At 71.0% G+C, this 21496-nt stretch carries 20 protein-coding genes and 2 pseudogenes; 10 read left to right on the plus strand and 12 right to left on the minus strand.

What is annotated here, in order from left to right; translation table 11 throughout:
• Positions 1 to 8 precede the first annotated feature (8 nt).
• The 3 genes from KZJ41_RS23170 to KZJ41_RS23180 all read right to left on the minus strand — a co-directional run bounded on the left by KZJ41_RS23170 (position 9) and on the right by KZJ41_RS23180 (position 2367).
• A complete protein-coding gene (locus tag KZJ41_RS23170; protein WP_006939758.1) occupies positions 9 to 674 on the minus strand; it encodes a metalloregulator ArsR/SmtB family transcription factor in 666 nt (221 codons plus the stop codon).
• The gene (locus KZJ41_RS23175) at positions 667 to 1983 is read right to left on the minus strand and encodes an MFS transporter (RefSeq protein ID WP_251549682.1); all 1317 of its coding nucleotides are present in this window, start codon (positions 1981 to 1983) and stop codon (positions 667 to 669) included. The genes KZJ41_RS23170 and KZJ41_RS23175 overlap by 8 nt, the downstream gene beginning before the upstream one ends.
• A 144-nt stretch (positions 1984 to 2127) precedes the next feature.
• Positions 2128 to 2367 (minus strand): hypothetical protein, encoded by a 240-nt coding sequence (locus KZJ41_RS23180; protein ID WP_006939756.1) that lies wholly within the window; start codon positions 2365 to 2367, stop codon positions 2128 to 2130.
• 223 nt (positions 2368 to 2590) lie between these two features.
• Between KZJ41_RS23180 and KZJ41_RS23185 the strand changes: the two genes are divergently transcribed.
• Complete coding sequence (locus KZJ41_RS23185) at positions 2591 to 2923, plus strand: hypothetical protein (RefSeq protein WP_029545834.1); 333 nt, start codon at positions 2591 to 2593, stop codon at positions 2921 to 2923.
• Between the two features lie 18 nt (positions 2924 to 2941).
• Here the strand turns inward: KZJ41_RS23185 and KZJ41_RS23190 are convergent, their stop codons facing one another.
• Positions 2942 to 4378 (minus strand): hypothetical protein, encoded by a 1437-nt coding sequence (locus KZJ41_RS23190; protein WP_251549684.1) that lies wholly within the window; start codon positions 4376 to 4378, stop codon positions 2942 to 2944.
• A gap of 180 nt (positions 4379 to 4558) precedes the next feature.
• On the opposite strand from KZJ41_RS23190, the gene KZJ41_RS23195 reads away from it, so the two are divergent.
• Both KZJ41_RS23195 and KZJ41_RS23200 read left to right on the plus strand, forming a co-directional pair.
• A complete protein-coding gene (locus KZJ41_RS23195) occupies positions 4559 to 5116 on the plus strand; it encodes a CsbD family protein (RefSeq protein ID WP_006939749.1) in 558 nt (185 codons plus the stop codon).
• 29 nt (positions 5117 to 5145) lie between these two features.
• Positions 5146 to 5838, plus strand: a complete 693-nt coding sequence (locus tag KZJ41_RS23200) for an IF2 family translation initiation factor (protein ID WP_050035839.1) — start codon at positions 5146 to 5148, stop codon at positions 5836 to 5838.
• A 28-nt stretch (positions 5839 to 5866) separates the two neighbouring features.
• Here the strand turns inward: KZJ41_RS23200 and KZJ41_RS23205 are convergent, their stop codons facing one another.
• The 5 genes and pseudogenes from KZJ41_RS23205 to KZJ41_RS23225 form a co-directional block, all read right to left on the minus strand.
• A complete protein-coding gene (locus tag KZJ41_RS23205; RefSeq protein ID WP_251549687.1) occupies positions 5867 to 6907 on the minus strand; it encodes a TIGR03617 family F420-dependent LLM class oxidoreductase in 1041 nt (346 codons plus the stop codon).
• A 20-nt stretch (positions 6908 to 6927) separates the two neighbouring features.
• The gene (locus KZJ41_RS23210; protein ID WP_006939743.1) at positions 6928 to 7128 is read right to left on the minus strand and encodes a hypothetical protein; all 201 of its coding nucleotides are present in this window, start codon (positions 7126 to 7128) and stop codon (positions 6928 to 6930) included.
• Between the two features lie 83 nt (positions 7129 to 7211).
• Entirely contained in the window at positions 7212 to 8816 is a 1605-nt protein-coding gene (fadD1, locus tag KZJ41_RS23215; protein WP_050035841.1) for a fatty-acid--CoA ligase FadD1, read from the minus strand.
• 259 nt (positions 8817 to 9075) lie between these two features.
• Positions 9076 to 9972 (minus strand): annotated as a pseudogene (locus KZJ41_RS23220) (alpha/beta hydrolase); the annotation flags it as partial.
• Positions 9973 to 10011: 39 nt separating this feature from the next.
• Entirely contained in the window at positions 10012 to 11334 is a 1323-nt protein-coding gene (locus tag KZJ41_RS23225; protein ID WP_251549689.1) for an NAD(P)/FAD-dependent oxidoreductase, read from the minus strand.
• A gap of 190 nt (positions 11335 to 11524) precedes the next feature.
• Here KZJ41_RS23225 and KZJ41_RS23230 point away from each other — a divergent pair, with 190 nt between their 5' ends.
• Positions 11525 to 12130, plus strand: coding sequence for a TetR/AcrR family transcriptional regulator (locus KZJ41_RS23230; RefSeq protein ID WP_006935252.1), 606 nt, complete (start codon positions 11525 to 11527; stop codon positions 12128 to 12130).
• Between the two features lie 10 nt (positions 12131 to 12140).
• Here the strand turns inward: KZJ41_RS23230 and KZJ41_RS23235 are convergent, their stop codons facing one another.
• Positions 12141 to 12755, minus strand: a complete 615-nt coding sequence (locus KZJ41_RS23235; protein WP_029545845.1) for a TetR/AcrR family transcriptional regulator — start codon at positions 12753 to 12755, stop codon at positions 12141 to 12143.
• A gap of 112 nt (positions 12756 to 12867) precedes the next feature.
• On the opposite strand from KZJ41_RS23235, the gene KZJ41_RS23240 reads away from it, so the two are divergent.
• From KZJ41_RS23240 to KZJ41_RS23265, 6 genes and pseudogenes are all read left to right on the plus strand, one after another.
• The gene (locus KZJ41_RS23240; protein ID WP_006935248.1) at positions 12868 to 14424 is read left to right on the plus strand and encodes a long-chain fatty acid--CoA ligase; all 1557 of its coding nucleotides are present in this window, start codon (positions 12868 to 12870) and stop codon (positions 14422 to 14424) included.
• A gap of 11 nt (positions 14425 to 14435) precedes the next feature.
• Entirely contained in the window at positions 14436 to 15647 is a 1212-nt protein-coding gene (locus KZJ41_RS23245) for an acyl-CoA dehydrogenase family protein (protein ID WP_006935246.1), read from the plus strand.
• Between the two features lie 320 nt (positions 15648 to 15967).
• Positions 15968 to 17092 (plus strand): annotated as a pseudogene (locus KZJ41_RS23250) (alkyl/aryl-sulfatase); the annotation flags it as partial.
• A gap of 121 nt (positions 17093 to 17213) precedes the next feature.
• Positions 17214 to 17579 (plus strand): alkyl sulfatase C-terminal domain-containing protein, encoded by a 366-nt coding sequence (locus KZJ41_RS23255; RefSeq protein ID WP_251551013.1) that lies wholly within the window; start codon positions 17214 to 17216, stop codon positions 17577 to 17579.
• A gap of 213 nt (positions 17580 to 17792) precedes the next feature.
• The gene (locus KZJ41_RS23260) at positions 17793 to 19157 is read left to right on the plus strand and encodes an MFS transporter (RefSeq protein ID WP_006935244.1); all 1365 of its coding nucleotides are present in this window, start codon (positions 17793 to 17795) and stop codon (positions 19155 to 19157) included.
• Between the two features lie 32 nt (positions 19158 to 19189).
• Positions 19190 to 20386, plus strand: coding sequence for a serine hydrolase (locus KZJ41_RS23265; protein ID WP_044475864.1), 1197 nt, complete (start codon positions 19190 to 19192; stop codon positions 20384 to 20386).
• A gap of 82 nt (positions 20387 to 20468) precedes the next feature.
• On the opposite strand, the gene KZJ41_RS23270 is transcribed toward KZJ41_RS23265, so the two are convergent.
• On the minus strand, positions 20469 to 20975 hold the full coding sequence (locus KZJ41_RS23270) for an acyl-CoA thioesterase (RefSeq protein ID WP_006935242.1): 507 nt from the start codon (positions 20973 to 20975) through the stop codon (positions 20469 to 20471).
• Positions 20972 to 21487: a hypothetical protein gene (locus KZJ41_RS23275; protein ID WP_006935240.1), complete on the minus strand. Its 516-nt coding sequence runs from the start codon at positions 21485 to 21487 to the stop codon at positions 20972 to 20974. Before KZJ41_RS23275 ends, KZJ41_RS23270 begins: the two co-directional genes overlap by 4 nt.
• Positions 21488 to 21496 lie beyond the last annotated feature (9 nt).

The following is a 21496-nucleotide window of genomic DNA, read 5'->3' on the forward strand; positions in this document are numbered from 1 at the left end:
GGAGGCGGTCAGGCGACGTCGGAGTCGACGGGCAGGCCGGCGAGTCGCCACTCGAGCACACCGTCGGCGGCTCGCCGGGCGGGCACGCCGTGGGTGCGCAGCAGCCGGACGGCGTCGTGGGCGAGCACGCAGTACCGGCCGCGGCAGTAGGCGACGATCTCGCGGCCCGCCGGCAGGTCCGCGAGCCGCTCGGTCAGCTCGTCGAGTGGCACGTGCAGCGCGCCGGGCAGGTGCCCGGCGGCGTATTCGGCCTCGGGGCGCACGTCGAGCAGGACCACCTCGCCGGTCTCGAGGCGGTGCAGGAGTTCCTCGGTGCCGACGGCCGTGGTGTCGTCCGGGCCGAGATACGCGCGACGGGCGAGCTCGGTGTGCGGGCGGTGCCGCTGGGCGACGCGGCGCAGGGTGTCCCACAGGACGGCCACGTCGTCCCCGGCGAGCGAGTAGAAGATCCGCTTGCCGTCGCGGCGGGACTGCACCAGCCCGGCCGCGCGCAGCGTCTGCAGGTGCGCCGAGCAGGTGCTCACCCCGAGCCCGGCGGCGGCGGCGAGCTCGTCCACGCTGCGCGGGCCCTGCGCGAGCAGGTCGAGCAGTTCCAGGCGCGCGGGGTTGCCGAGCACCTTGCCGACGGCGGCGAACTCCCCGAAGAGGGCATCCTTGGCGGCTCGGTCAGCCATGGGCGGGGTCCTCCTGTGCGACGCGGGCAGGTCGGGGGTGGGTCTCGTACATGCGCACCGCGACGATCAGCCCGGACAGGGCGGTCAGCGCGGCCACGACCCACACGGCGGCGTGGACGCCGAACGCGTCGGCGACGATACCGGCCAGCAGGGCGCCGGCGGCGAATCCGCCGTCGCGCCAGAGCCGGTACACGCCCACGGACCGTGCCCGCCAGGCGGGGTGGGCGACGTCGCCGATCGAGGCGAGCAGGGTCGGGTAGACCAGCGCGGTGCCGGCGCCGAGCGCCACCGCGGCGATCGCCCACGGCAGGAACGCATCCGAGACGGCGATCACGGCCAGGGCGAGGGCCTGCAGCCACATGCCGGCGACGATCATCCACTTGCGGCCCCACCGGTCCGACAGCGCGCCGGTGACCAGCTGGCCCACTCCCCACACGGCCGGGTACAGCGCGGCGAGGACGCCGATCCGGCCGACCGAGAGGCCGGCCGCGGCGAACAGGATCGGGAACAGGCCCCAGGCGAGGCCGTCGTTGAGGTTGTTGGTCAGGCCGGCCTGGCTGGCGGACGACAGTGCCGGTTCCTTGAAGCTGGTCTGGACGAACACCTGCCGGTCGGTGAGCTTGTCGTGCAGGTGGTCGTGGCGTCCGTCGGCGCGGGCCACGTGGCCGACGGCTTCGAGGCGCGCGTGTTCGCGGGTCTCCTTCACTGCGAGGGTGGACAGTCCCAGGCCGAGCGCCGCGAAGGCGATGCCGAGCAGGAACGGCGCCGGCCGCAGACCGTAGGACTCGGCCAGGTAGCCGGTGGCGAGCGCGGTCGCGGCGACGGCGGCATACCCCGCGGCCTCGTTCAGTCCCATCGCGAGCCCCCGGCGGGCCGGGCCGACCAGGTCGATCTTCATCACCACCGTGGTGGACCAGGTCAGTCCCTGGCTGATGCCGAGCAGCACGTTGGCGAAGATCACCCAGCCCCACGACGGAGCCCAGATGAGCAGCAGCGGTACCGGGACCGCGACCAGCCAGCCGGCCACGAGCACCGGTTTGCGCCCGTACCGGTCGGAGAAGGTGCCCGCGAAGTAGTTGGTGATCGCCTTCGACAGGCCGAAGACGAGGATGAACGACAGGCCGGCGGTGTAGGCGCGGATGCCGAATTCCTCCTCGGCGAGCAGCGGCAGCACGGTGCGTTCCTGGCCGAGCATGCCGCCGACGAGGGCGTTGACCACCACCAGCAGCGTGAACTGGGCGGCGTTGCGGCGCAGGCCGAGTCCGATCCGTTCGCCGGACGGGGTGGTGGGGCGCGTGGGGCTGTTCATGAGCCGCCCTCCGGGGACGTGTGGGATCAGGGTCGCCGCGCGCCGGGCCTTCCCGGCGGGAGACGCGGCAACGTCACTACGACATTCTATGGAATTATGGAATGAACTGCCACCGACGTCGGAGCGGGTGTGCCCTCGCGGCGATCAGTGCAGGTTCTCGGCGTGCCGGACCGCCGTCTCCAGATGTTTGTCGACGCTGCGCAGATCCAGGCGCGCGTCGGCGAGGAGGTCGAGGATCTCGAGGAGCGCGGCCTCGGCGGAGTCTCCGTGGGAATGGCGATCGATCCGCCCGAACTCTTCGCTCAGTTCCTTGATACGTCGATCGAACACGTGCAGATCGGCCCGCAACCGCGAGGCGTGCCGGGCCAGCTCGGGGGTGCTCATTGCGGGACCGTCCTTCGATTCGACGTGCGGGGTGTGAAGTCATCGTGGCCGACGGGGTGCTCCGGCGCCACGCCCGGCACCCGGCCGGTCCGCTCGGCGGATACGCCGCAACCGGCCTTCTCGTCCGGCCGCACAGGTGGAAGAATCACCGGAGAGCTCCCGCACCGGACTCGACGCCCGAAGCGAAGGGTCCGGGGATGTGCCGCGGGGAGGCGGTGACGCGATGGATCCTGTTCGGCTGAACAGCGGTGTGCACCGGTGGTCCACCGAGCATCTCGTGCGGCTCGTGGACCAGAGCACGACGCACGATGCCGCCGTGGGGTGCGGGCCTGTCGAGGCGGCCCGGATCGAATTGGCCCGCAGACGCGCCGGTGGAACGTTCGATTGGATGTGCCTGGTCGAGGATCCCGCCGACCCGGACCACCGCACGGAGAGCTTGATCCTGTCCCTGCCCACGGGAGTGACCGAGGAGCAGGTGCGGTCGGAGGCACTGGCCCGTGCGCGCGCACGGTACGGTCCGCGGGTGGTCGTCCGCCACGTCCGCGCGTACGACTGACGAGGTGCCAGCGGACGATCACGGTCCGGCGTCTCCGCTGAATCCCACCTCGGACAGCGACGTCCGGAAGCGGCCGGGCCCGACCGACGCCAGCTCCGTGATCCAGACGAGCACCTCCGACATCGGTGCCGCCGTCGCCGCCACCGGTATGCGGGTCACGCCGGAGACGAGGACAGCGCCGCCGATCGTCTGCGCCGCGGGGTGCGGGCCGCCACCGCGGGGCGCGGTTCGGATCTCGACACGCGAACCGGCACTGAGGCTGTCGATCCGGACCTCGCCGAGCCGGACCGGCCGCGGGAAGGCGATCGTCAGGCCCACGCCGCTCCGGCCGGCCGGGACCGGCCGGGGATACAGGTCGGTGCTCCAGGCCGTGTTCGGGTTGGCGTCCGCCGCAAGGTCCGCCGTCACCGCATTGTCGGTAGTCCCGTCCCGCGACTGGGCGCGCACGGACAGCGGAACGAGGGGGGCGCTGATCGGCGCCGCCCCGGCACCGATCGTCGGCGCCACGACGGCGACTGCGGGCAGCGTCGGTGCCGTCACCACGGAATCGCCACCCGGGCCACTCAGGGCGGTGCCGGCGACCCAGCCGACCGCGGCGAGGCACGCCACCAGAACCATTGCAGCCGAGGCAGGCACGACCGCGATGCGCCGGGGAGGGGTCGCGGGCGGCCGATGCGCCGGGAACCGTTCCGGTGCCGGCGAAGGGGTTTGGCGGCGTACGGCTTCGGCCGTGCGTTCCGCGCCCCGGAACCGCACGTCGCCACGCGGGAGCATCCGATCCAGCCGGTCGACGAAATCGGTTGCGGTACAAACATGTCCGCCCAAAGCCTCGTCGACGAGCTGCCGCATCGGCTCTGCGCCGGGGCGCGCCTCGCCGGCGCCGAGCAGGCAGCGCAGCACCGCGCCGAGCCCGGCGACGTCGGTCGTCTCGTCCGCACCGGACAGGATCGCGGGGAAGGCGAGGACGGCGGTACCGCACTCGCCGACCCGGACGCGGACCGGATCGTCCAGGCACAGGACCGTGGACTGCCGGTGCGCGGCGCGCACCGTCTCGGCCAGGCGAAGCGTCATCCGTGCGGCCGCGGCCGGGTCCGGACGGTCGGCGGCGACGTCGCGCAGCGACCGGCCCCGCGTCCACTCGGCCACCACCACGCAGTGGTCGGTGTCGCCGACCACGTCGAAGACCCGGGCCGCGGCCCCTACCCGCTCGAAGGCCGCCGAGGCGGTCCGCACGCACAGGCCCGGGAAGAAGCCGGCATCCGGGGCGGGGCGAGGCACAAGGGTCAGCGCGACGGTCCGGTTCATGGCCGTGTCGCGCCCCCGCCAGCACTGCAGGCCGCCCACGGTGCCGTGCCGCTCCACCAGCCGGTAGCGGCCGCCGCCGACGTGCGCTCCGGCCTCCGGAAGCACCCGTCGATACGTCCCGTCCGGAGCCGAGCCGTCGTTCCCGGTCATCGACGTCGCCTCCCCCTGAGCCGGATCCTCGCGCCTCATTGTCCGCCGGAGCGCAGGCGGCCGGGCCCGGATCCGCACTCCGAAAATCCACCTGCGTGATTGACGCGGGCCATTTCGGGTTACCCCCGGGTAGCGGACAACCCCGCACAGACAGTCCCTACCACCGAGGAGCAGGACGTCATGGACGAAGAGGGCACGTCCGCGGAAGCCCGCGAGGGCTTGCTGGATTCCATCAAGGGCAAGGCGAAGGAAGTCGCGGGCGCGGTGACCGGCAACGACTCGCTCACCGCCGAGGGCCAGCTCCAGCAGGCCGAGGCCCACGCACGCAAGGAGGCGAACACCGCCGAAGCCGTCGCGCGGGCGGAGACCGAGGAGGCTGCGGACGAACTCGGGTCGATCCACGAGCGGGGCGCGCAGGAACGAGCGACGGTCCGGCAGGAGGCCGCGGCCGCGGAGCAGGACGTGCGCCGCCGGCAGCAGAGCGAGCATCTGGTCGCCGAGCAGCAGGCGCAGCACCGGGCCGCGGCCGGGCGGCTCGAAGCCGAACGCGACGCCCGCGTCGAGACGGCGCGCGCGCAGTCCGCCGAGCGCGCCCGGGTGGCCGAGGCCACCGCCGACGCGATCGATGCCACCGAGGAACACCGGGAGGCGATGGACGAGGCCGCCGAGGCGCGCGCCGAGGCCGCGCGGGCCCGGCAGAAGGCCGAGAGTCTCGGCGACGACGCCGAAACGCCCTGACCTCTCATACCCGACGAAGCGGAGACGACATGAACATCACCACCGTGCCCCTGGCCGTGTTGCGCCTTCAGTACCAGATCTTCCGATTCCCGCTGCAGATGATCGAGCAGCAGGTGTTCTCGCGGTTCCCGCCCGACGCACCCCCACGACTGATGTACGAGCGGGGCCTCGGCCTGCTCGACGGGACCGTGGGAACCGTGCTCGGCGCCCGCGACGTGCAGCAGCGCGGCGCCGCGATGACCGAGCGCACCGACGCGTTCGCCCGGGCGAGCGCCCTCGAGGAGGAGGCCGCCCGCAAGGAGCAGGAGGCCGACGCCGCGCTGCGCGCCGAGCGCGAGCAGGCGCGGGCGCAGCAGTCGGAGGCCCACGAGGCGCGGCAGCGTGAGGTGGCGCAGGCCCGGGCCCGTGAGGAGGAGCGCAAGCGCACCGCCGCACGGGAGGCCGAGCAACGCGCCGAGGCGGCGAAACGGCAGGCCGACGCCGAGGCGGCACAGCGCACGCAGGCGGTCGAATCGGCCCGGCGGAAGGAACAGGAGCAGATCAGGGCCGCCGAGCAGGCCGCCGCCGCCCCGGCCGAGGCGCAGCTGAAGGACGCCGCCGACAAACAGGGCGAGGCAGCCGACAAGCGTGCCCGCGCCGAGCGGTTGGAGGATCTGTCCGAGGCGGAGAAGGTCGGGCGTCGTGCCGAGCGCAACGGCGAGGCCGCAGGCGGACCGGCCTGACGAGGCGACCCGTCGGGCGCCGCGGTCCTCACCGCACCGGCCGCACCGGGATCGCCCGGATGCGGTCGAGCAGGGCCGCGAATTCGTCGTCGTCGGCCGGGTCCTCGGGCGGGTCGATCGACAACCCGTCGCACGTGCCGCCGTACCAGGATTCGAGGACGGCCGGCAGCTGGGCGTAGGTGCCGTGCGGGACGAGGATGCGCAGGACGTCGTCGCTCACCGTCTCCGTCATCTCGTTCCAACGCTGTTCCCGCGCCAGCCTGGTCAGCCGCTCACCGAATTCGGTGAGACCGAGCGCCGCCAGCGTTCCGCGGTAGGCGGGTGTCGAGTACAGGAACGCGAATTCGGAGCGGGCCGCCTCGCGCGCGGCCGCGACGACGCGGTCGTCGCGGCCGGTGATCGCCTTGGGAACCACCACGACGCGGGGGCCGCCGTCGCGCCGGCCACGGCGTTCGGCGCCCTCGCGCAGTGCGGGCAGGATGTGTTCGCGCAGGAACGTGGGGTGCGAGTTCGTCGGGTGCGTGACGAATCCGTCGGAGCACTCACCGGCGAGCACACACATCCGCCGGTTGACGCCACCGGTCCACAGTTGCGGCGCCGGGACATGGACGGGGCCGGGTCGGAAGTACGGCTGCAACCGGTCGAATGTGTAGTGCGTGCCGCTGTGGGACAGAGGCTCTCCGGTGGCGAACGAGCCGAAGATCGCCCGCAGGGAGTCGAGGTAGTCGCGCAGCTGGGCGGCGGGATTGCTCCACGGCATCGAGAACCGGCCGACGATGTTGCCGCGGACCTGCGTCGCGAGACCGAGCTGGAAGCGGCCCCCGGAGAAGCGGGCGAGCTCCCACGCGGAATACGCGGTCACCATCGGGCTCCGGGCGAAGGCCACGACCATGCTGGTGCGCACCGTCAGCCGCGACGTGTGTTCCAGCGCCAGCGCGCACACGGTGAACGGGTCCCGCACCGTTTCCGACACGTGCACCGTGTCGTACCCGAGCGCCTCGATCCGGCGTACCCGCTCGGCCACCCGGCCCAGTTGCGTGTCCGCCGGCAACGACGCCACCCTCTCCATGGCGAGACCTCTCGTCGCGGTCAGAAGACGACGATTCCGCGCGGGTTCCTGCCCTCGTGCCTGCCGGTGAAGCCCTGGGCGGTGGCGCCGAGCCGGTCGTACGGGGAGAACACCGAGCGTTCCTCGGGTCGCATCCACTCCTCGAGGTGGTCACGCGAGTACTGCTGCCGGCGTTCGAGCAGCGCGTGCACGTCGGAGGCGGCGACGGTGGTTGCGGTCATGACGCGGATGCTAGGAGCGCACCTGCGACGCCCTCGCCGGAGTCCCGCTCAGCGAGACTCGAACGCGCGGCCTCTCCCCCGGATCACCCGGTCACGACGTAGCCGCCCTCCTCCCCCGATGTCGTGCCCGTCGCGCGACGGTCGCGGCGGGACCACAGCACGCCGCCGCCGGGAGTCGGGCCCTGTTGCACCAGTTCGCGTTTGAGGATCTTGTTCGTAGCGGTACCGGGCAGGTCGGCAGCGATGCGCACGTAGCGGGGCCACGCCTTCGGCGACAGGTCCGGCTGGGCGGCGAGGAACTCCTCGAACATCTCGGGGGTCAGTTCGGCAGCGTCCTGCAGAACCATCGCGGCCATCACCTGGTCGCCGACGTGATCGTCCGGCACCGCGTAGACGGCAACGCGGTTCAGGGCGGGCAGGCGCTGCAGGATCCGTTCGATGGGAGCGGTGGCGAGGTTCTCGCCGTCGACGCGCATCCAGTCCGCGGTGCGGCCCGCCAGGTAGATCCACCCGTCGGCGTCCTTGTACGCGAGGTCGCCGGACCAGAACATGCCGTGGCGGAGTCGCTCGTCGGTGGCCTCCTGGTCGTTGTAGTACCCGGAGAAGAACCCGGCGCCGTGGGTGTTGACCAGTTCGCCGATCGCCTCGTCCGCGTTGATCAGGGCACCGGCGGCGTCGAACTCCGCGGCGGGGCACTCGGTGACGGTGGCGGAGTTGTAGACGGCGACGCCGTCGAGGCCCTTGCCGATCGATCCGCGCGGCGTGCCGGGCTCGCGGGTGACGATGACGGCGTTCTCGGTGGAGCCGAAGCCGTCCCAGACCGTGCAGTCGAACCGGCGTGCGAACTCCTCGATGTCGCGATCGGTGGCCTCGTTGCCGAATGCCACGCGCAGCGGGTTGTCCCGGTCGTCGGGCCGCTCGGGGGTCGCGAGCACGTAGGCGAGGGGCTTGCCGACGTAGTTCATGTAGGTCGCGCCGCAGCGGCGGATGTCGTCGAGGAACCGGGACGCCGAGAAGGCGGCCGGGGCCATGGCGGCGCCGCTGCCGATGCCCACGCTCCAGCCGGCGAGGACGGCGTTGGAATGGAACAGCGGCATCGACAAGTAGCAGACGTCGGTGTCGGCGATACCGAACCGACCGATGAGGTTCTGACCCGCGAACAGCACCATCAGGTGGGCGACGCGGACCGGTTTGGGATCGCCGCTCGTGCCCGACGTGAAGATCATCATGAAGGTGTCCATGGCCTCGACCTCGCGGTGCGGGTGCAGGACACCGGCCCCGGCGAGCAGGTCGGCCCACTCCCGCGACGACGTGTCGAGGATCCGCACCCCCGGCAGGTCGAGCCCGGCCAGCAGGGGCCGGTGTTCCGGGTCGGTGACGACGATCTGGCAGTCGGCGCGCCGGATGTCGCGGGCCAGGCCGTCGCCGCGGCGGGTGGTGTTGATGCCGCACAGGACGTAGCCGCCGAGTCCGGCCGCCGCCATGGCCTCGAGCATGTCGGGAGTGTTGCCGAGCAGGGTGCCCACGTGCATCGGGCGGTCCGGGTCCGCCACGCCCAGCAGGGCCGCGGCCTGGGCGGATGCGCGGCCGAGGTGCTCGCGCCACGTCCATGTCCTGTCGCCGTACACGACTGCGGTGGTGTCCTGGTCGCATCGCTCACGGAGGGCTTGCTGGACGGTCTCTGCCATCGGTCTACCTCGTCGTCGTGGGGGCGGCGTCGTCGTGCCGGGGACTCCCGGCGGTGTCGTCGTGCCGGGGACTCCCGGCGGTGTCGTCGTGCCGGGGACTCCCGGCGGTGTCGTCGTGCCGGGGACTCCCGGCGGTGTCGTCGTGCCGGGGACTCCCGGCGGTGCCGTCGTGCCGGGGACTCCCGGCGGTGCCGTCGTGCCGGGGACTCCCGGCGGTGCCGTCGTGCCGGGGACTCCCGGCGGGCGGGCTCCCGGCACCGAGGTGCCGGGACAGGAACGAGATCTGATGGGCGACCGCGGCATCGAACCAGTCGCGCCCCGGCCAGACGTCGAAGTGGTCGCACGGGTAGTGGCGGACCTCGGCCCGTCCCCGGGCGGCGGCGACCGCGGCGGCGTGCGGGGGTGCACTGCGGTCGAAGTCGGCGATCTGGACGAGCAGCGGGCACCGCAGTCCGGCGGCGTCCTTGCCCGGCCGGTAGGTACCGAGTTCGAGCGCGACGCCTGCGTCGATCTCGTTGCGCCACGTCGGGCCGGCGAGTGCCGTGTAGTCCTCGAAATATCCGTCCAGGGTCAGTGCCGCGGTCTCGCCGGGGCGGCCCACGATCGGAATCGTTACGGGCGGAAGGTCTCTCAGCGCCGCGACTCGGCTGCGGGTCCCGATCGCGGTGGACCGCAGCATCGACGGCATCGAATGGTGCCGCGCCGCCAGCAGACCTGCGGCGGGGCCGTCGACCAGCGGTGTGAGGGCGACGACGGCCGCGACGTCCCGGCGGTGTGCCCCCACCGAGAGCACATGTCCACCCGCCAGCGACACACCCCACAGGATCAGGCGATTCGGGTCGGCCCCGTCGAGGCGGGCGGCGGCGCACAGGGCGGCCCGATAGTCGTCCGCCTGGCCGCGCAGGTCGACCCGTTGACGCGGCGCACCACCGGACGCGCCGAATCCCCGGTAGTCGAAGGCGAGGACGTCGAGACCTGCCGCGGCGAGCCGCTCCGCGAACGCCTGGAGGCCGGAATCCTTGGTGCCGCCGAGCCCGTGCGCCATCACGACGACCGGGCGGCCGCCGTCACCGGCGAACGCCTCGCCCTGCCCGGGGAAGTGCCAGGCGTCGCAGAGCGCGTCACCGGATCGGAAGGTCTTGTGTCGGTGTGTCATTCGGATACCTTCTCGGGGAGGTCGGTCGGGTGGACGCGACTACCGGTGCGCAAGCGCCCGTTTCCTGCCGGCGGGTAGTTCGTGTACCCGCAAGTCGTGTTCGTAGAGGAAGTAGTCGACCTGCTGGGTGTGCCGGGGCCGGTCGAGCATGTGCCCGGTGTACTTGCGCTGATCTGCTTCGATCACCCGCTCCATCTCGTCCACCGACGGCAGCCGGTACCGCCCGATCACGTGGGCCGCGACGAGCCGGGCCTGGCATTCGACGAACGGAAACAGGGTAGGCGTGGCCTGTGCGAACCCGACGAAGGCGAGGTTGTCGATGCCGGGCTTGAAGATCCGCTTGTAGAGCGGGATGTGGTTACCGGGCGCGCTGACGAAATCCTCGTCGAAGAACGGGAAGGTGATGTTGTAGCCGGTGGCGTAGACGACGACGTCGAAGTCCGACGAGGTGCCGTCCTCGAAGTGCACGGTCGCGCCGTCGGGTAGGCGGATGTTCGGCTTGGCGACGACGTCGCCGGAACCGAGGCGCAGCGGCAGTTCCACCGATTGGGTGGGGTGGGCCTCGAAGAACTTGTGGTTGGGCGTGGGCAGGCCGTACCGCTCGGGACGCCCGGCGATGACGGGCTGCCCGAGCTGGGCGAGCTTGCGCTGCCAGGAGAGCGGAAGGTGGGGGCTGGTCCGGTAGTACTTGTCGGCCGGACGGCCCGCGATGTACTTCGGCACGATCCAGGCGCTCGAGCGGGTGGACAGGGTGACCTCGTTGCCGAGCGCCTTCGACGACAGTTCCACCGCGATGTCGGCGGCACTGTTGCCGATCCCGACGACGAGAATGTGCTTGTCCGAGAAGTCGATCGGCGTGCGCGGATCGACGTACCGGTGCGAGTGGAGGGACATGCCCGTGAACTCGCCCGGAAAGTCCGGGATCCGTGGATCCCAGTGGTGACCGTTCGCCACGACGAGGAAGTCGAAGTACCGGGTACGCCCGTCCTCGGTGTCGAGTTCCCACCGGCCGTCCGCGTTCCGGCGGGCATGCACGACACCGTTGCGGAACTCGATCCGCGACTCGAGGTCGAACGCCGCGGCGTATCCGTCGAGGTACTGCTTGATCTGGGTGTGATGCGGGAAGTCGGGGAAGGACTCCGGCATCGGGAAGTCCTTGAACGAGAGCTGATGCTTGGACGTGTCGATGTGCAGCGAGCGGTAGGCGCTGCTGTGCCCGTTGGGATTGCCGAACGCCCAGTTGCCGCCGATCCGGTCCGACGACTCGAAGCACGTGTAGGGCACTCCGTAGTCCCCGAGCATCTTGCCCGCGGTCAGACCGCTGATTCCCGCGCCGATGACGGCGGTGGTCGGTGCCGGCATGTCGCAGCTCCTCGTGTGCAGGTTCCGGCCATCCGGTGGGCCGGTCCGATCTCCGGCGCGAGCGCGTCCGGTGACGACGACCACAATGTAGAACATGTTCATGGCGGGTGTACACACATTCCGGAAAGTGTCTACTGCGCGTAGGGTCGGCTCGCGGGCCGCGCGGTCCGCCGGCCGAGAGGAACAGCGCGTGCCCATCGAGACGAAACCCGGAAGCGTCCGCGAGCGACTGCTCGCCGCGACGGAGGACTCGCTGCGCGCCAAGGGAATCCGGGCGACCACGATGGCCGAGGTGGCCGAGGCGGCCGGCGTGTCCCGGGCCTGGCTGTACCGGCACTTCCCGGACAAGGCGAGCCTGGTCGGCAGCGTGATCGTCCGGCTCGACGAGGCGTACTGGGCCGACGCCCGAGCGGCGCTCGCCGGGTACGGCTCCTTCGACGAACAGCTCGCGGCCGGCGTCCGGATCGGCCGGGCCACCTACGACGACCCGGGCGCGCTGCCGCTCCGGCTGCGCGCCACCGAGCCGGAGGAGTTCGAGGCGTGCGCCGGCGCGGGGGTGCGCGAACTGGTTCCCGATCTCGCGGCGTTCTGGCTCGAGTTCGTCGTCGCGGCGATCGAACGCGGGGAGGTCCGTGACGACGCCGATCCCGTCGAGGCCGCCGAGTGGGTGGCGCGCTCGCTCATCAGCCTCGCCACCGTGCCGGGCAACACCCTCGACCCCGACGACGCCGCCGCCGTGCTGCGCTACGTGCGGCGGTACGTACTCGCCGGCCTGTCGCCCGCCGCGCCGCGCTGATCGGCGACCGTCAGGATCCGGCCCCGGGCGGCGGTCCGTCGAAGCCGTTCGCCCAGTACCGGCCGCGCAGGGACAGTTCCAGCAGCATTTCCGTGACGTCCTCGAGGGGAAGCACGGGCGGGTCCGACTCGATCCACCAGCGCAGCACGGAGATCTGCTCGCCGACCCAGGCCCGGGCGAGAACGTCGACGTCGATGCGCGGGGTCACCCCGTGGGCGTCCGCGCGCTTGCGGAAGATCCGGGCGACGACCTCGCTGCGGTCGTCCATGAACTCCCGCAGCGCACGGCCGTCGCCCTCCCCGCGCAGGATCACCCGGTACACGTCGCGTTCCTCGGCGGCGTGGCGGAACATCTCCAGGACCGGCTTGCCGGTGAACCCGGCCGACGAGTCCGTGACGAGCGGGCGCAGGCGTTCGTTCAACTCCGCGATCAGATCCGCGACGATCCGCCCGAACAGGTCGTCCTTGTCGGTGTAGTGCCCGTAGAAGGTGGCGCGGCTGAGGTCGGCCCGTTCGGCGATGTCCTCGACGGTGACGGCGCCGTAGCCGCGCTCGAGCACGAGCGTCACGAGCGCATCGCGCAGCAGTCGCTTGGTGCGACGCACCCGGCGGTCTTCCGTTGCCATTGCCGGCTCCCTTCCCGGTACCAGGACGCCCATGCTAGCGCAAGTCTTGACACGGACACCAGTTCAATACATCGTGTCCAATAACAGTCACTCTGTCCGCGAAGGAGCGGAAATGAACCTCGGCATCTATCTGAGCCGCAGCAGTACGTACTGGCCCGACCACGAAGCCGTGGTGTGCGGCGACGAGCGCTGGACGTACCGCCGCCTGGAGGACTCCACCAACCGGCTCGCCTCGGCACTGCTCGGGCGCGGACTCGAACCGGCGCAGGCGGTCGCCACCTTCGCCGGTAACCGCCCGCAGCTGGTGGAGACCGAGATGGCCCTGTGCAAGGCCGGACTGCTCCGCGTGCCGATCAACGCGCGACTCGGCGCCGCCGAGGTCGCCCACGTCCTACGGGACGCGGCCGTGCGCATGCTGTTCGTCGACGCCGAGCACGCCGAGGCCGCGCTGAAGATCGTCGCCGACACGGGGGCGGACTGCACGGTCGTCGACTACGACGACAGCTGCGACGGCGCGGTGCGCTACAGCGACCTGCTGGCCGAGGGCGACGATCGCCCGGTGGCGATCGAGGTCGACCCCGAGGTTCCCGCGGTCCTGAACTTCACCTCCGGCTCGACCGGAAAACTCAAGGCCGCGGTGCAGACTCACGGCAACCGCCTGGCCAACATGCGCAAGCGCCTGATGACTCCGGACAGCTCGCTCGGTGTCGGCGAGCGCTACCTCGCACCCGGCCCGATCACCCACGCCTCGGGCATGGGCCTGCTCGCCTCCCTCTCCCGCGGATCGACCGTCGTGATCCTGCCGCACTGGGACACCGGGCGGTTCCTGCGCACCCTCGAGTCCGAGCGCATCACCTCGACGTTCATGGTGCCCACCATGCTCAACCTGGTGCTCGACCACCCGGAGGCCACCACCACCGACTACTCGAGCCTCAGATGCGTGCGGATCGGTGGCGCGCCCGTCTCCCCGCAACGCCTGCGTGACGCCGTCGACCTGTTCGGACCGGTCGTCGCCCAGGGTTACGGACAGGCTGAAACCACAAGTGGGGTAACAGTTCTCACTCCGGATGACGTGGAGCGAGGAATCGACTCCGACCCCGAGCTCCTGCTGTCGTGCGGACGCGCGGTGTTCGACACCGAAGTCCGGGTGGTCGACGACGAAGGCCGGCCCGTGCCGGCAGGCGAACTCGGCGAGATCGTCGTGCGCGGGCCGGACTGCGTGCGCGAGTACTGGCACGAACCGGAATTGTCGGCGGAGACCTTCCGCGACGGGTGGGTCCACACGGGCGACATCGGGCGCCTGCGGGAGGACGGGTATCTGTTCATCGTCGACCGCAAGAAGGACATGATCATCTCCGGCGGGTTCAACATCTACTGCAGCGAGGTCGAGGCTGCCCTGTACGAGCACCCCGACGTGTCCGAGGTCTGCGTCGTCGGCGTCCCCGACGAGCGGTGGGGCGAGGCCGTGAAGGCCGTCGTCGTGCCGCGCCCCGGCACCGGGCCGACGGAAGCCGCACTGATCGACCACTGCGCCCAGCGGCTCGCCGGGATGAAGAAGCCGCGCTCGGTGGACTTCGTCGAGTCCCTTCCGATCAACCGCAACGGCAAGGTCGACCGCCGCGCCGTGCGCGACTCCTACTGGTCCGGCGCCGAGCGCCGCGTTCACTGACAAGGACCCCCATGTCGTTCACCCTCACCCCGTCCTACGACGACCACCCGCGGCTCGCGACGCTGGTTCCGCGCCTGCGGGACTACCTCGACGGCGAACTCGCCGAGTACGAACAACGACTCGGCCTGGGACCGGAAACCCGCTATACCCGAGAGCAACTCGAACCGGTGTGGCGGCGCAGCCGTGAACTCGGGTTCTACGGAATCCATCTGCCGCCGGCCCTCGGCGGTCAGGGCCTGTCCTACACCGAACTCGCCGTCCTCAAGGAGGAAGTGGGGGCCAGCGGCCGGATCCTCGCCCACTCGGTCCTCGGTGACATGGGCGGGCCGCTCCGCGTCGGGTCGATCTTCGGCGTGGCCACGGACCACCAGCTCGAGAAGTACCTGATGCCGGTGCTGCGCGGCGAGCGGGCGTGCTGCTTCTCGCTCACCGAGGAGGACGCGGGATCCGACGTACGACGGATGCGCACCATCGCCACCCCCGACGGGGACGGCTGGCGGCTGACCGGCCGCAAGGTGTTCTCCTCGGCCGGCCCGTTCGCCGACTTCTCCGTGCTCGTCGCGCGAATGGCCCCCGCCGGTGACACCGACCCGGAGGTCTATTCGGCCTTCCTCGTCGATCTCGACTCCCCCGGCTGCACCGTCGTCGACGGTGACCTGCCGATGTCGGGCCAGCACGTGGAGAGCGACATCATCCTCGACGACTGCTACGTCGGGCCCGAGCAGCTGCTCGGCTCCGTCGGCGACGGTCTGCGAATCGGGCTGGGGCGCGTGACCGTCAACCGGCTGCTGCACTGCCCGACGGTGCTGGGCAGCGCGCGACGCGCGCTGCACCTGACCGTCGACTTCGCGAAGACGCGGCACGTGCAGGGCGCACCCCTGGCGGCGTTGCAGTCGATCCAGCACAAGATCGCCGACATGGCCACCGACTACTACGCGGCCCGGAGCATGACCTACGACGCCCTCGCCGCGCTCGACGCCGGCACACCGCCGCGGGTCGAGGCGTTCATGTGCAAGCTGTTCGTCGCCGAGCACGCCTTCCGCATCGCCGACGAGGCCGTGCAGATCCACGGCAAGGCGGGCATGGTCCGCGGCGCCGAGGTCGAATGGCTGTTCCGGCGGCTGCGCATGTTCCGCGTCCTCACCGGGTCGTCCGAGATCCAGAAGAACGGGATCGCCAAGCAGTTGCTCGCACAGCCGGCGCGCGGAAAGGAAGCGGCATGACCAGCCCACTGTCGAGGCCGAAGGCGGCCACCCCCGCCACCGCGGCGGCCAACCGGGCCGTGCTGAGCACACTGGACTTCGCCGACCGGCGTTCCTTCGACGACGCCCGCCGCGGATTCGTCGCCACGATCGACCCGCCGGTGATCCGCGCCGAGAACGGCCGGGTGGTGTGGGATCTGACCCGGTACGACTTCCTCGGCGGCGACTGCCCCGACACCGTCAACCCCAGCCTGTGGCGGCAGGCGCAACTCACCGTGCGGCACGGCCTGTTCCGGGTCACCGATCGCATCCACCAGATCCGGGGTTTCGACATCGCGAACATGACGATCGTCGAGGGAGACACCGGATACCTGGTGATCGATCCGCTGCTCACCCCGGAGACCGCCGCCGCCGGTATGCGACTCGTGCGAGAACACCTCGGGGACAAGCCGATCCGCGCGATCGTCTACACCCACAGCCACACCGACCATTTCGGTGGCGTCAAGGGCGTCGTGTCCGGCCACGAGGTGGCGCGCGGTGCGGTGCGGATCGTCGCGCCGTCGGGCTTCATGGAACACACCGTCAGCGAGAACGTCCACGCCGGCAACGCGATGAAGCGGCGCGCACAGTACATGTACGGCTCGCTCCTGCCGGCGGACGACCGGGGTGTCGTCTCGGTCGGGCTCGGAGCCGCACTCGCCAACGGCGCACCGACGCTGCTCGCTCCCACCGACCTGGTCGCCGAGACCGGTACCGAGATGGTGCTCGACGGGGTGCGGATCGTCTTCCAGTACACCCCGGACAGCGAGGCTCCGGCGGAGATGAACTTCTTCCTTCCCGACCTGCGGGCGTTGTGCATGGCAGAGAACGTCTCGCACAACATGCACAACCTCTACACCCTGCGCGGCGCTCAGGTGCGCGACGCCGCAGCGTGGAGCAACTACATCCGGGACGCCCTCGACCTCTTCGGCGACCGGGCCGATGTGCTGTTCATCAGCCATCACTGGCCGGTATGGGGGCGCGAGGCGATCCGCGAATTCATGGAGAAGCAGCGCGACCTGTACCGCTTCATCCACGACGAGACGCTGCGGTGGGCGGCGCGCGGGCTGAACGCGGCCGAGATCGCGGAGAGACTCGAGCTTCCGCCCGCCCTGGCGACCTACTGGTCCAACCGCGGCTACTACGGAACCCTCGAACACAACGTCAAGGCGGTCTACCAGAAGTATCTGGGCTGGTTCGACGCCAACCCGGCGAACCTGCACCCCCACCCGCCCGCCGCGGCGGCGGCGCGGTACGTGGAGTTCATGGGCGGTGCGGACGAGGTCCTCCGCAAGGCACGGGCGTCGTTCGACGCCGGCGACTACCGGTGGGTCGCCGAGGTGGTCGGCCGGGTCGTCTTCACCGACCCGGGGAACGAGGACGCGCGGGCCCTGCAGGCCGACGCCTTCGAGCAGCTCGGATATCAGGCGGAGGCGGCCTCGTGGCGGAACTTCTACCTGACGGGCGCCCAGGAACTGCGCTCGGGCGTCACCTACGCCGGGGGCGGTGGGGCGCGGGGCGACATGCTCAACGGCGATGACCACCGAGATGCTGCTCGATCACCTGGCGGTCCGGCTCGACGGAGCCGCGGCCGCCGGATGCGACGCCCATGTGGCGCTCGATGTGGACGGCGACGGGCGGATCTTCGTCCTGGTCCGCCACGGTGTGCTCGTCCACAGCCGTCGTCCGCAGCGCGGCGACGTGGATGCCACCGTCGCACTGTCGCGGCCGGTGCTGGCGCGACTGGTGCTCGGGGCACTCACCGCGGCCGACGCCGAGGCCGCCGGGCACGTCACGATCTCGGGTGACGCTGCCGCGTGGCGGGTGCCGTTCGACCTGCGCGGCAGGTTCGACCCGGCATTTCCGATCGTCACCCCGCGAGCTACAGCGCAGTCGAATTATGTTGTCCTCTAACATATTTCACTGACACAGCCCTTGCGTTATGGCGTCCGTCACAGTAGGCTGAGTGCAACACGGGACGGGGTACGACTTCGACTTCTCGTGACGATCGACCGGAATGCGCCGCCCTTCCGTCGGGCCACCGACGACGAACGCGGGCCCGGTGCCGATCGGATTCCCAGACGACGTGGCCACCGATCGAGGATCGGGACGAGCCGAGGAGGATGCATGGCGACAATTCGAACCCCCAGCCCGGCGACCACGGCGCCGGAGGTGAACCCACCCGGGTACAGCCGTCGACGTGCCCTCGCCGTCCTCGTGATGATCGTCTTCTTCATGATCATCAACTTCGGCGACAAGGCCGTGCTCGGTCTCGCGGCGGTACCGATCATGAACGAGTTCCGGATCGACCGCAGCATGTTCGGACTGATCGCCAGCTCGTTCTACCTGCTCTACAGCATCGCGGGCATCGTCGTCGGCTTCGTCTCCGCCCGGGTCTCCAGCCGGCTCCTGCTGTTCTCGATGGCCATGATGTGGACGGTCGCGCAGATTCCGGTGCTGCTGGTCGCCACGGTCCCGGCCCTGGTGGCGGGACGCGTGCTCCTCGGCGCCGCCGAGGGCCCGGCCACGCCGATGTCGATGCACGCCCTGTACAAGTGGTTCCCGGCGCACAAGCGCGGGTTGCCGTCGGCCCTGCAGATCAGCGGTGCCGCCCTGGGAGTCCTCATCGCCGCCCCCGTCCTGACGTGGCTCATCAGCGATCACGGATGGCGGGCCGCGTTCATCGCACTGGCCGTCGTGAGCGGGCTGTGGGGCATCGCCTGGCTCGCGATCGGCAAAGACGGCCCGTTCGACCGCGACACCCGGCACGGGCACGGCGCCGCGGCCGGCCCGTCGGGCGCGGCCGGCAATCCGAAGATCTGGAAGATCCTGGTGAGCGGCACGTTCCTCGGCAGCGCAGCGAGCGCATTCGGCGGCCACTGGGCGATGGCGGTCAACTCGGCATGGCTCCCCGAATACCTGCACTCCACAATGCAATTCGGTCCTGCGGACGTCGCCGGCGTGATCAGCGCGATCTCCGGCACGAGCCTCGTCCTGCTGCTCACCATCTCCCCGCTGTCCGACCTGCTCCTGCGCAGGGGACTGTCGGTGCGCTGGGCGCACGGGGCCTTGCAGGGCGTCGCCGTGACGATCGCGGGCCTCGCGATGGTGCTCGTCCCGCTCGCGGACGCGTCCGCAATCCGCCTCGTGCTCATCGTGATCGCGTTCAGCGGCTCGGCCGTCGCGTTCCCGCTCCACTACATGACGGCGGCTGCGGTCGTGCCGCCGGCCAAGCGCGGCGCCGTCTTCGGCATCCTCGCCGCCACCGGCACCCTGCCCGGGCTCGTCGCCCCGTACCTGACCGGCCGGATAGTCGACGGCGGCGCCACGGTCGTGGCCGGATACGGCACCGCGTTCACCCTCGCCGCCGTCGTCATGATCGCGTGCGGCGTGTATGCCATCGCAGCCATCCGTCCCGCCCACGATGCGCGTCGTCTGACCCGGGTCGGGACGACCGGCACCACGGACGACGCCACGGCCGGTGCGGTGTGACCGCGCACCGCGGAATGGAAGCGGCCCCGTCGATGCGCACCGGTCCGGATCTCACGTGGGCTCGTGGCCTGACCGATCCCGCCGACGTGCGCCGGTACCTGACGTCCCGCCGCGAGACGATGCCCACCCGGCGCGTGTGGCGCGGCCGCGACGGCGTGTGGGAGCTGCCCGCCGCACCGACCGACCTGTCCGGCCTTCCCATCGAACGGCTCCGAGGACGGCCGGAGACCTTCAAGCGGATGCTGGAGACGTCCGACACCGACGGCATCGCGGTGGTGCATCGAGGCCACGTCGTCCACGAGTACCACCGGCCGGGCTTCGCGGCACACGATCCGCACCTGACCACCTCGATGACGAAGTCCGTCGTCGGCCTGGCAGCCGCGATTCTCGTGCACGACGGCGTCGTCGATCGGCGGCACCCGGCGTCACGCTACGTACCCGAAGCGGCAGGCACCGCGTTCGGTGACGCACGCGTCGACGACCTGCTGCACATGAGCACCCGGGTGTCGTACAGCGGCCGGATCTACCACCGTCGCGCCGAGGCGCAGCGCCTGCTCGCCGCGGTGAGCCCGTCCGCGCGCCCCTTCGGATACACGGGGCCGGGCTCGATCCGCGAGCACCTGGCGACGGCCCGGGCGACCGGTCCGGCCGGCGCGGAATTCCGTTACGAGAACGGGAATGTCGAAATGGTCGCGGAGGTGCTCCGCCGGGCCACCGGAACCACGCTCGCCGACCTCGTCGGCGAGCTGGTGTGGTCCCGCATCGGCGCCGAGGAGGACGGCTACTTCGTCCTCGATTCCGACGGCACCGAGATGGCGAGCGGCGGGTTCTGCGCCACGTTGCGCGACGTCGCCCGGCTCGGCGAGGTGCTGCGTTGCGGCGGTGCGCTGGGTGGCCGGCAGGCGCTGCCGGCCGCGGTGGTCACAGGCCTCGGGGCCCGCGTACCCACCGGTCCCGGCGCGCGTGTGCGGCCACCGAATGCGTCACCGGACTCACGGTCGACGCTGTCGTACCGCGACTACTGGTGGGTGCTCGACGACCCGTTCGGCTCCTACACGGCCACCGGAATCCACGGCCAGATGCTGTTCGTTTCACCGGGACTCGAGCTGGTGGTCGCCCTCTACGGGTCGCGCGTCGAATCCCCGTCCGTTCCCGCACCCGCCTTCGTCCTGGCGTGCTATCAGATCGGAGCGCACCTCGGAGCGTTCGAACCCGTGCCCCCGCCGTGACTGTTCCCCCACGGCCCACCTCGGATCGCTTCGTGCCGTGCGTTCGCCGCTGTCTTCACAGGGGGATAGTGCGCCTCGGAGTTCAACCGTTGCGCGTCGTCTCGGACAGCTCGTCGAGGGGGACGGAGTGCGGGGAGGCGAACGCGGCGTACTGGGCTCGTCGGCGGAGCCGAGCCGCCTCGTAACGATCTCGCGTGATGTCCGTATTCGGTGTGAAGGGGGGCACGGCAACGGGTTCACCGGTGTCGTCCACGGCGACCATGGTGAAGTACGAGCTGTTGGTGTGGCGACGCGTTCCGCTTCGGATGTTCTCGGTGTCGACCCGGATCCCGATTTCCATCGAGGTCCGTCCGGTGTAGTTGACCGACGCCGAGAAGGTGACCAGTTCTCCGACGTGAATTGCGTCGCGGAAGAGAACCCGGTCGACGGAGAGGGTGACGACGTAGGTACCGGCGTAGCGGCTGGCGCAGGCGTAGGCGACCTGGTCGAGTCGTTCGAGGAGACTGCCGCCGTGGACGTTGCCGGAGAAGTTGGCCATGTCGGGGGTCATGAGCACCGTCATGCGCAGTGATGCGTTGCCGGAAGTCACAGCGATCCTCCAGGGTGGCCGGGCGAGCCGGAGGCCGAGCGCCGTTGCGCCCATCGCGGGGGACGGCCGACGGTACTCGGGTCGACATGCCAGCCGGCCGGGATGCGGCACCAGACGAAAGCCCGGCACTGCGGGACCGGATGCAGAATCCAACGCCGATGCATGCTCACCCCCCACCCGAGGATGTCCTCGGATGGGGGCGAGGCGGCTCCGGATGGGGGCGGGGTCGACGCGAGCAGGGCGCGTGGGTGGAGGGGGAGCGGCACGGACCTGTCGGTGACGACGGCGGCTGCGCCCACTGCGACTGCGAGGTCTCCGATGCCGGGCCGGTCGGGTGCGACGAGCGGGACGAGGACTGCGTGCCCGGCCGAGTTGGCGTTGTCGATGACCGCCTCGCGGGTCCGGCGGTCCCCGATACAGACGAGAACGGCATCTCCGCAACCGACACCGGCCGCGGCGAGATGGTCGACGATGTGGTGCGGCGCGATGCCGTGCCGGGTGGATTCGGTCATGACCAGCTC

The sequence above is a fragment of the Rhodococcus sp. 11-3 genome (assembly GCF_023704055.1).
Lineage (GTDB): Bacteria > Actinomycetota > Actinomycetes > Mycobacteriales > Mycobacteriaceae > Rhodococcus > Rhodococcus aetherivorans.

Bases quoted from the DNA above. Each gene is read 5' to 3' on its own strand.
- KZJ41_RS23170 (WP_006939758.1), bottom strand. From the start codon at position 674: ATGGCTGACCGAGCCGCCAAGGATGCCCTCTTCGGGGAGTTCGCCGCC.
- KZJ41_RS23175 (WP_251549682.1), bottom strand. From the start codon at position 1,983: ATGAACAGCCCCACGCGCCCCACCACCCCGTCCGGCGAACGGATCGGA.
- KZJ41_RS23180 (WP_006939756.1), bottom strand. From the start codon at position 2,367: ATGAGCACCCCCGAGCTGGCCCGGCACGCCTCGCGGTTGCGGGCCGAT.
- KZJ41_RS23185 (WP_029545834.1), top strand. From the start codon at position 2,591: ATGGATCCTGTTCGGCTGAACAGCGGTGTGCACCGGTGGTCCACCGAG.
- KZJ41_RS23190 (WP_251549684.1), bottom strand. From the start codon at position 4,378: ATGACCGGGAACGACGGCTCGGCTCCGGACGGGACGTATCGACGGGTG.
- KZJ41_RS23195 (WP_006939749.1), top strand. From the start codon at position 4,559: ATGGACGAAGAGGGCACGTCCGCGGAAGCCCGCGAGGGCTTGCTGGAT.
- KZJ41_RS23200 (WP_050035839.1), top strand. From the start codon at position 5,146: ATGAACATCACCACCGTGCCCCTGGCCGTGTTGCGCCTTCAGTACCAG.
- KZJ41_RS23205 (WP_251549687.1), bottom strand. From the start codon at position 6,907: ATGGAGAGGGTGGCGTCGTTGCCGGCGGACACGCAACTGGGCCGGGTG.
- KZJ41_RS23210 (WP_006939743.1), bottom strand. From the start codon at position 7,128: ATGACCGCAACCACCGTCGCCGCCTCCGACGTGCACGCGCTGCTCGAA.
- fadD1 (WP_050035841.1), bottom strand. From the start codon at position 8,816: ATGGCAGAGACCGTCCAGCAAGCCCTCCGTGAGCGATGCGACCAGGAC.
- KZJ41_RS23225 (WP_251549689.1), bottom strand. From the start codon at position 11,334: ATGCCGGCACCGACCACCGCCGTCATCGGCGCGGGAATCAGCGGTCTG.
- KZJ41_RS23235 (WP_029545845.1), bottom strand. From the start codon at position 12,755: ATGGCAACGGAAGACCGCCGGGTGCGTCGCACCAAGCGACTGCTGCGC.
- KZJ41_RS23240 (WP_006935248.1), top strand. From the start codon at position 12,868: ATGAACCTCGGCATCTATCTGAGCCGCAGCAGTACGTACTGGCCCGAC.
- KZJ41_RS23245 (WP_006935246.1), top strand. From the start codon at position 14,436: ATGTCGTTCACCCTCACCCCGTCCTACGACGACCACCCGCGGCTCGCG.
- KZJ41_RS23255 (WP_251551013.1), top strand. From the start codon at position 17,214: ATGCTGCTCGATCACCTGGCGGTCCGGCTCGACGGAGCCGCGGCCGCC.
- KZJ41_RS23260 (WP_006935244.1), top strand. From the start codon at position 17,793: ATGGCGACAATTCGAACCCCCAGCCCGGCGACCACGGCGCCGGAGGTG.
- KZJ41_RS23265 (WP_044475864.1), top strand. From the start codon at position 19,190: ATGCGCACCGGTCCGGATCTCACGTGGGCTCGTGGCCTGACCGATCCC.
- KZJ41_RS23275 (WP_006935240.1), bottom strand. From the start codon at position 21,487: ATGACCGAATCCACCCGGCACGGCATCGCGCCGCACCACATCGTCGAC.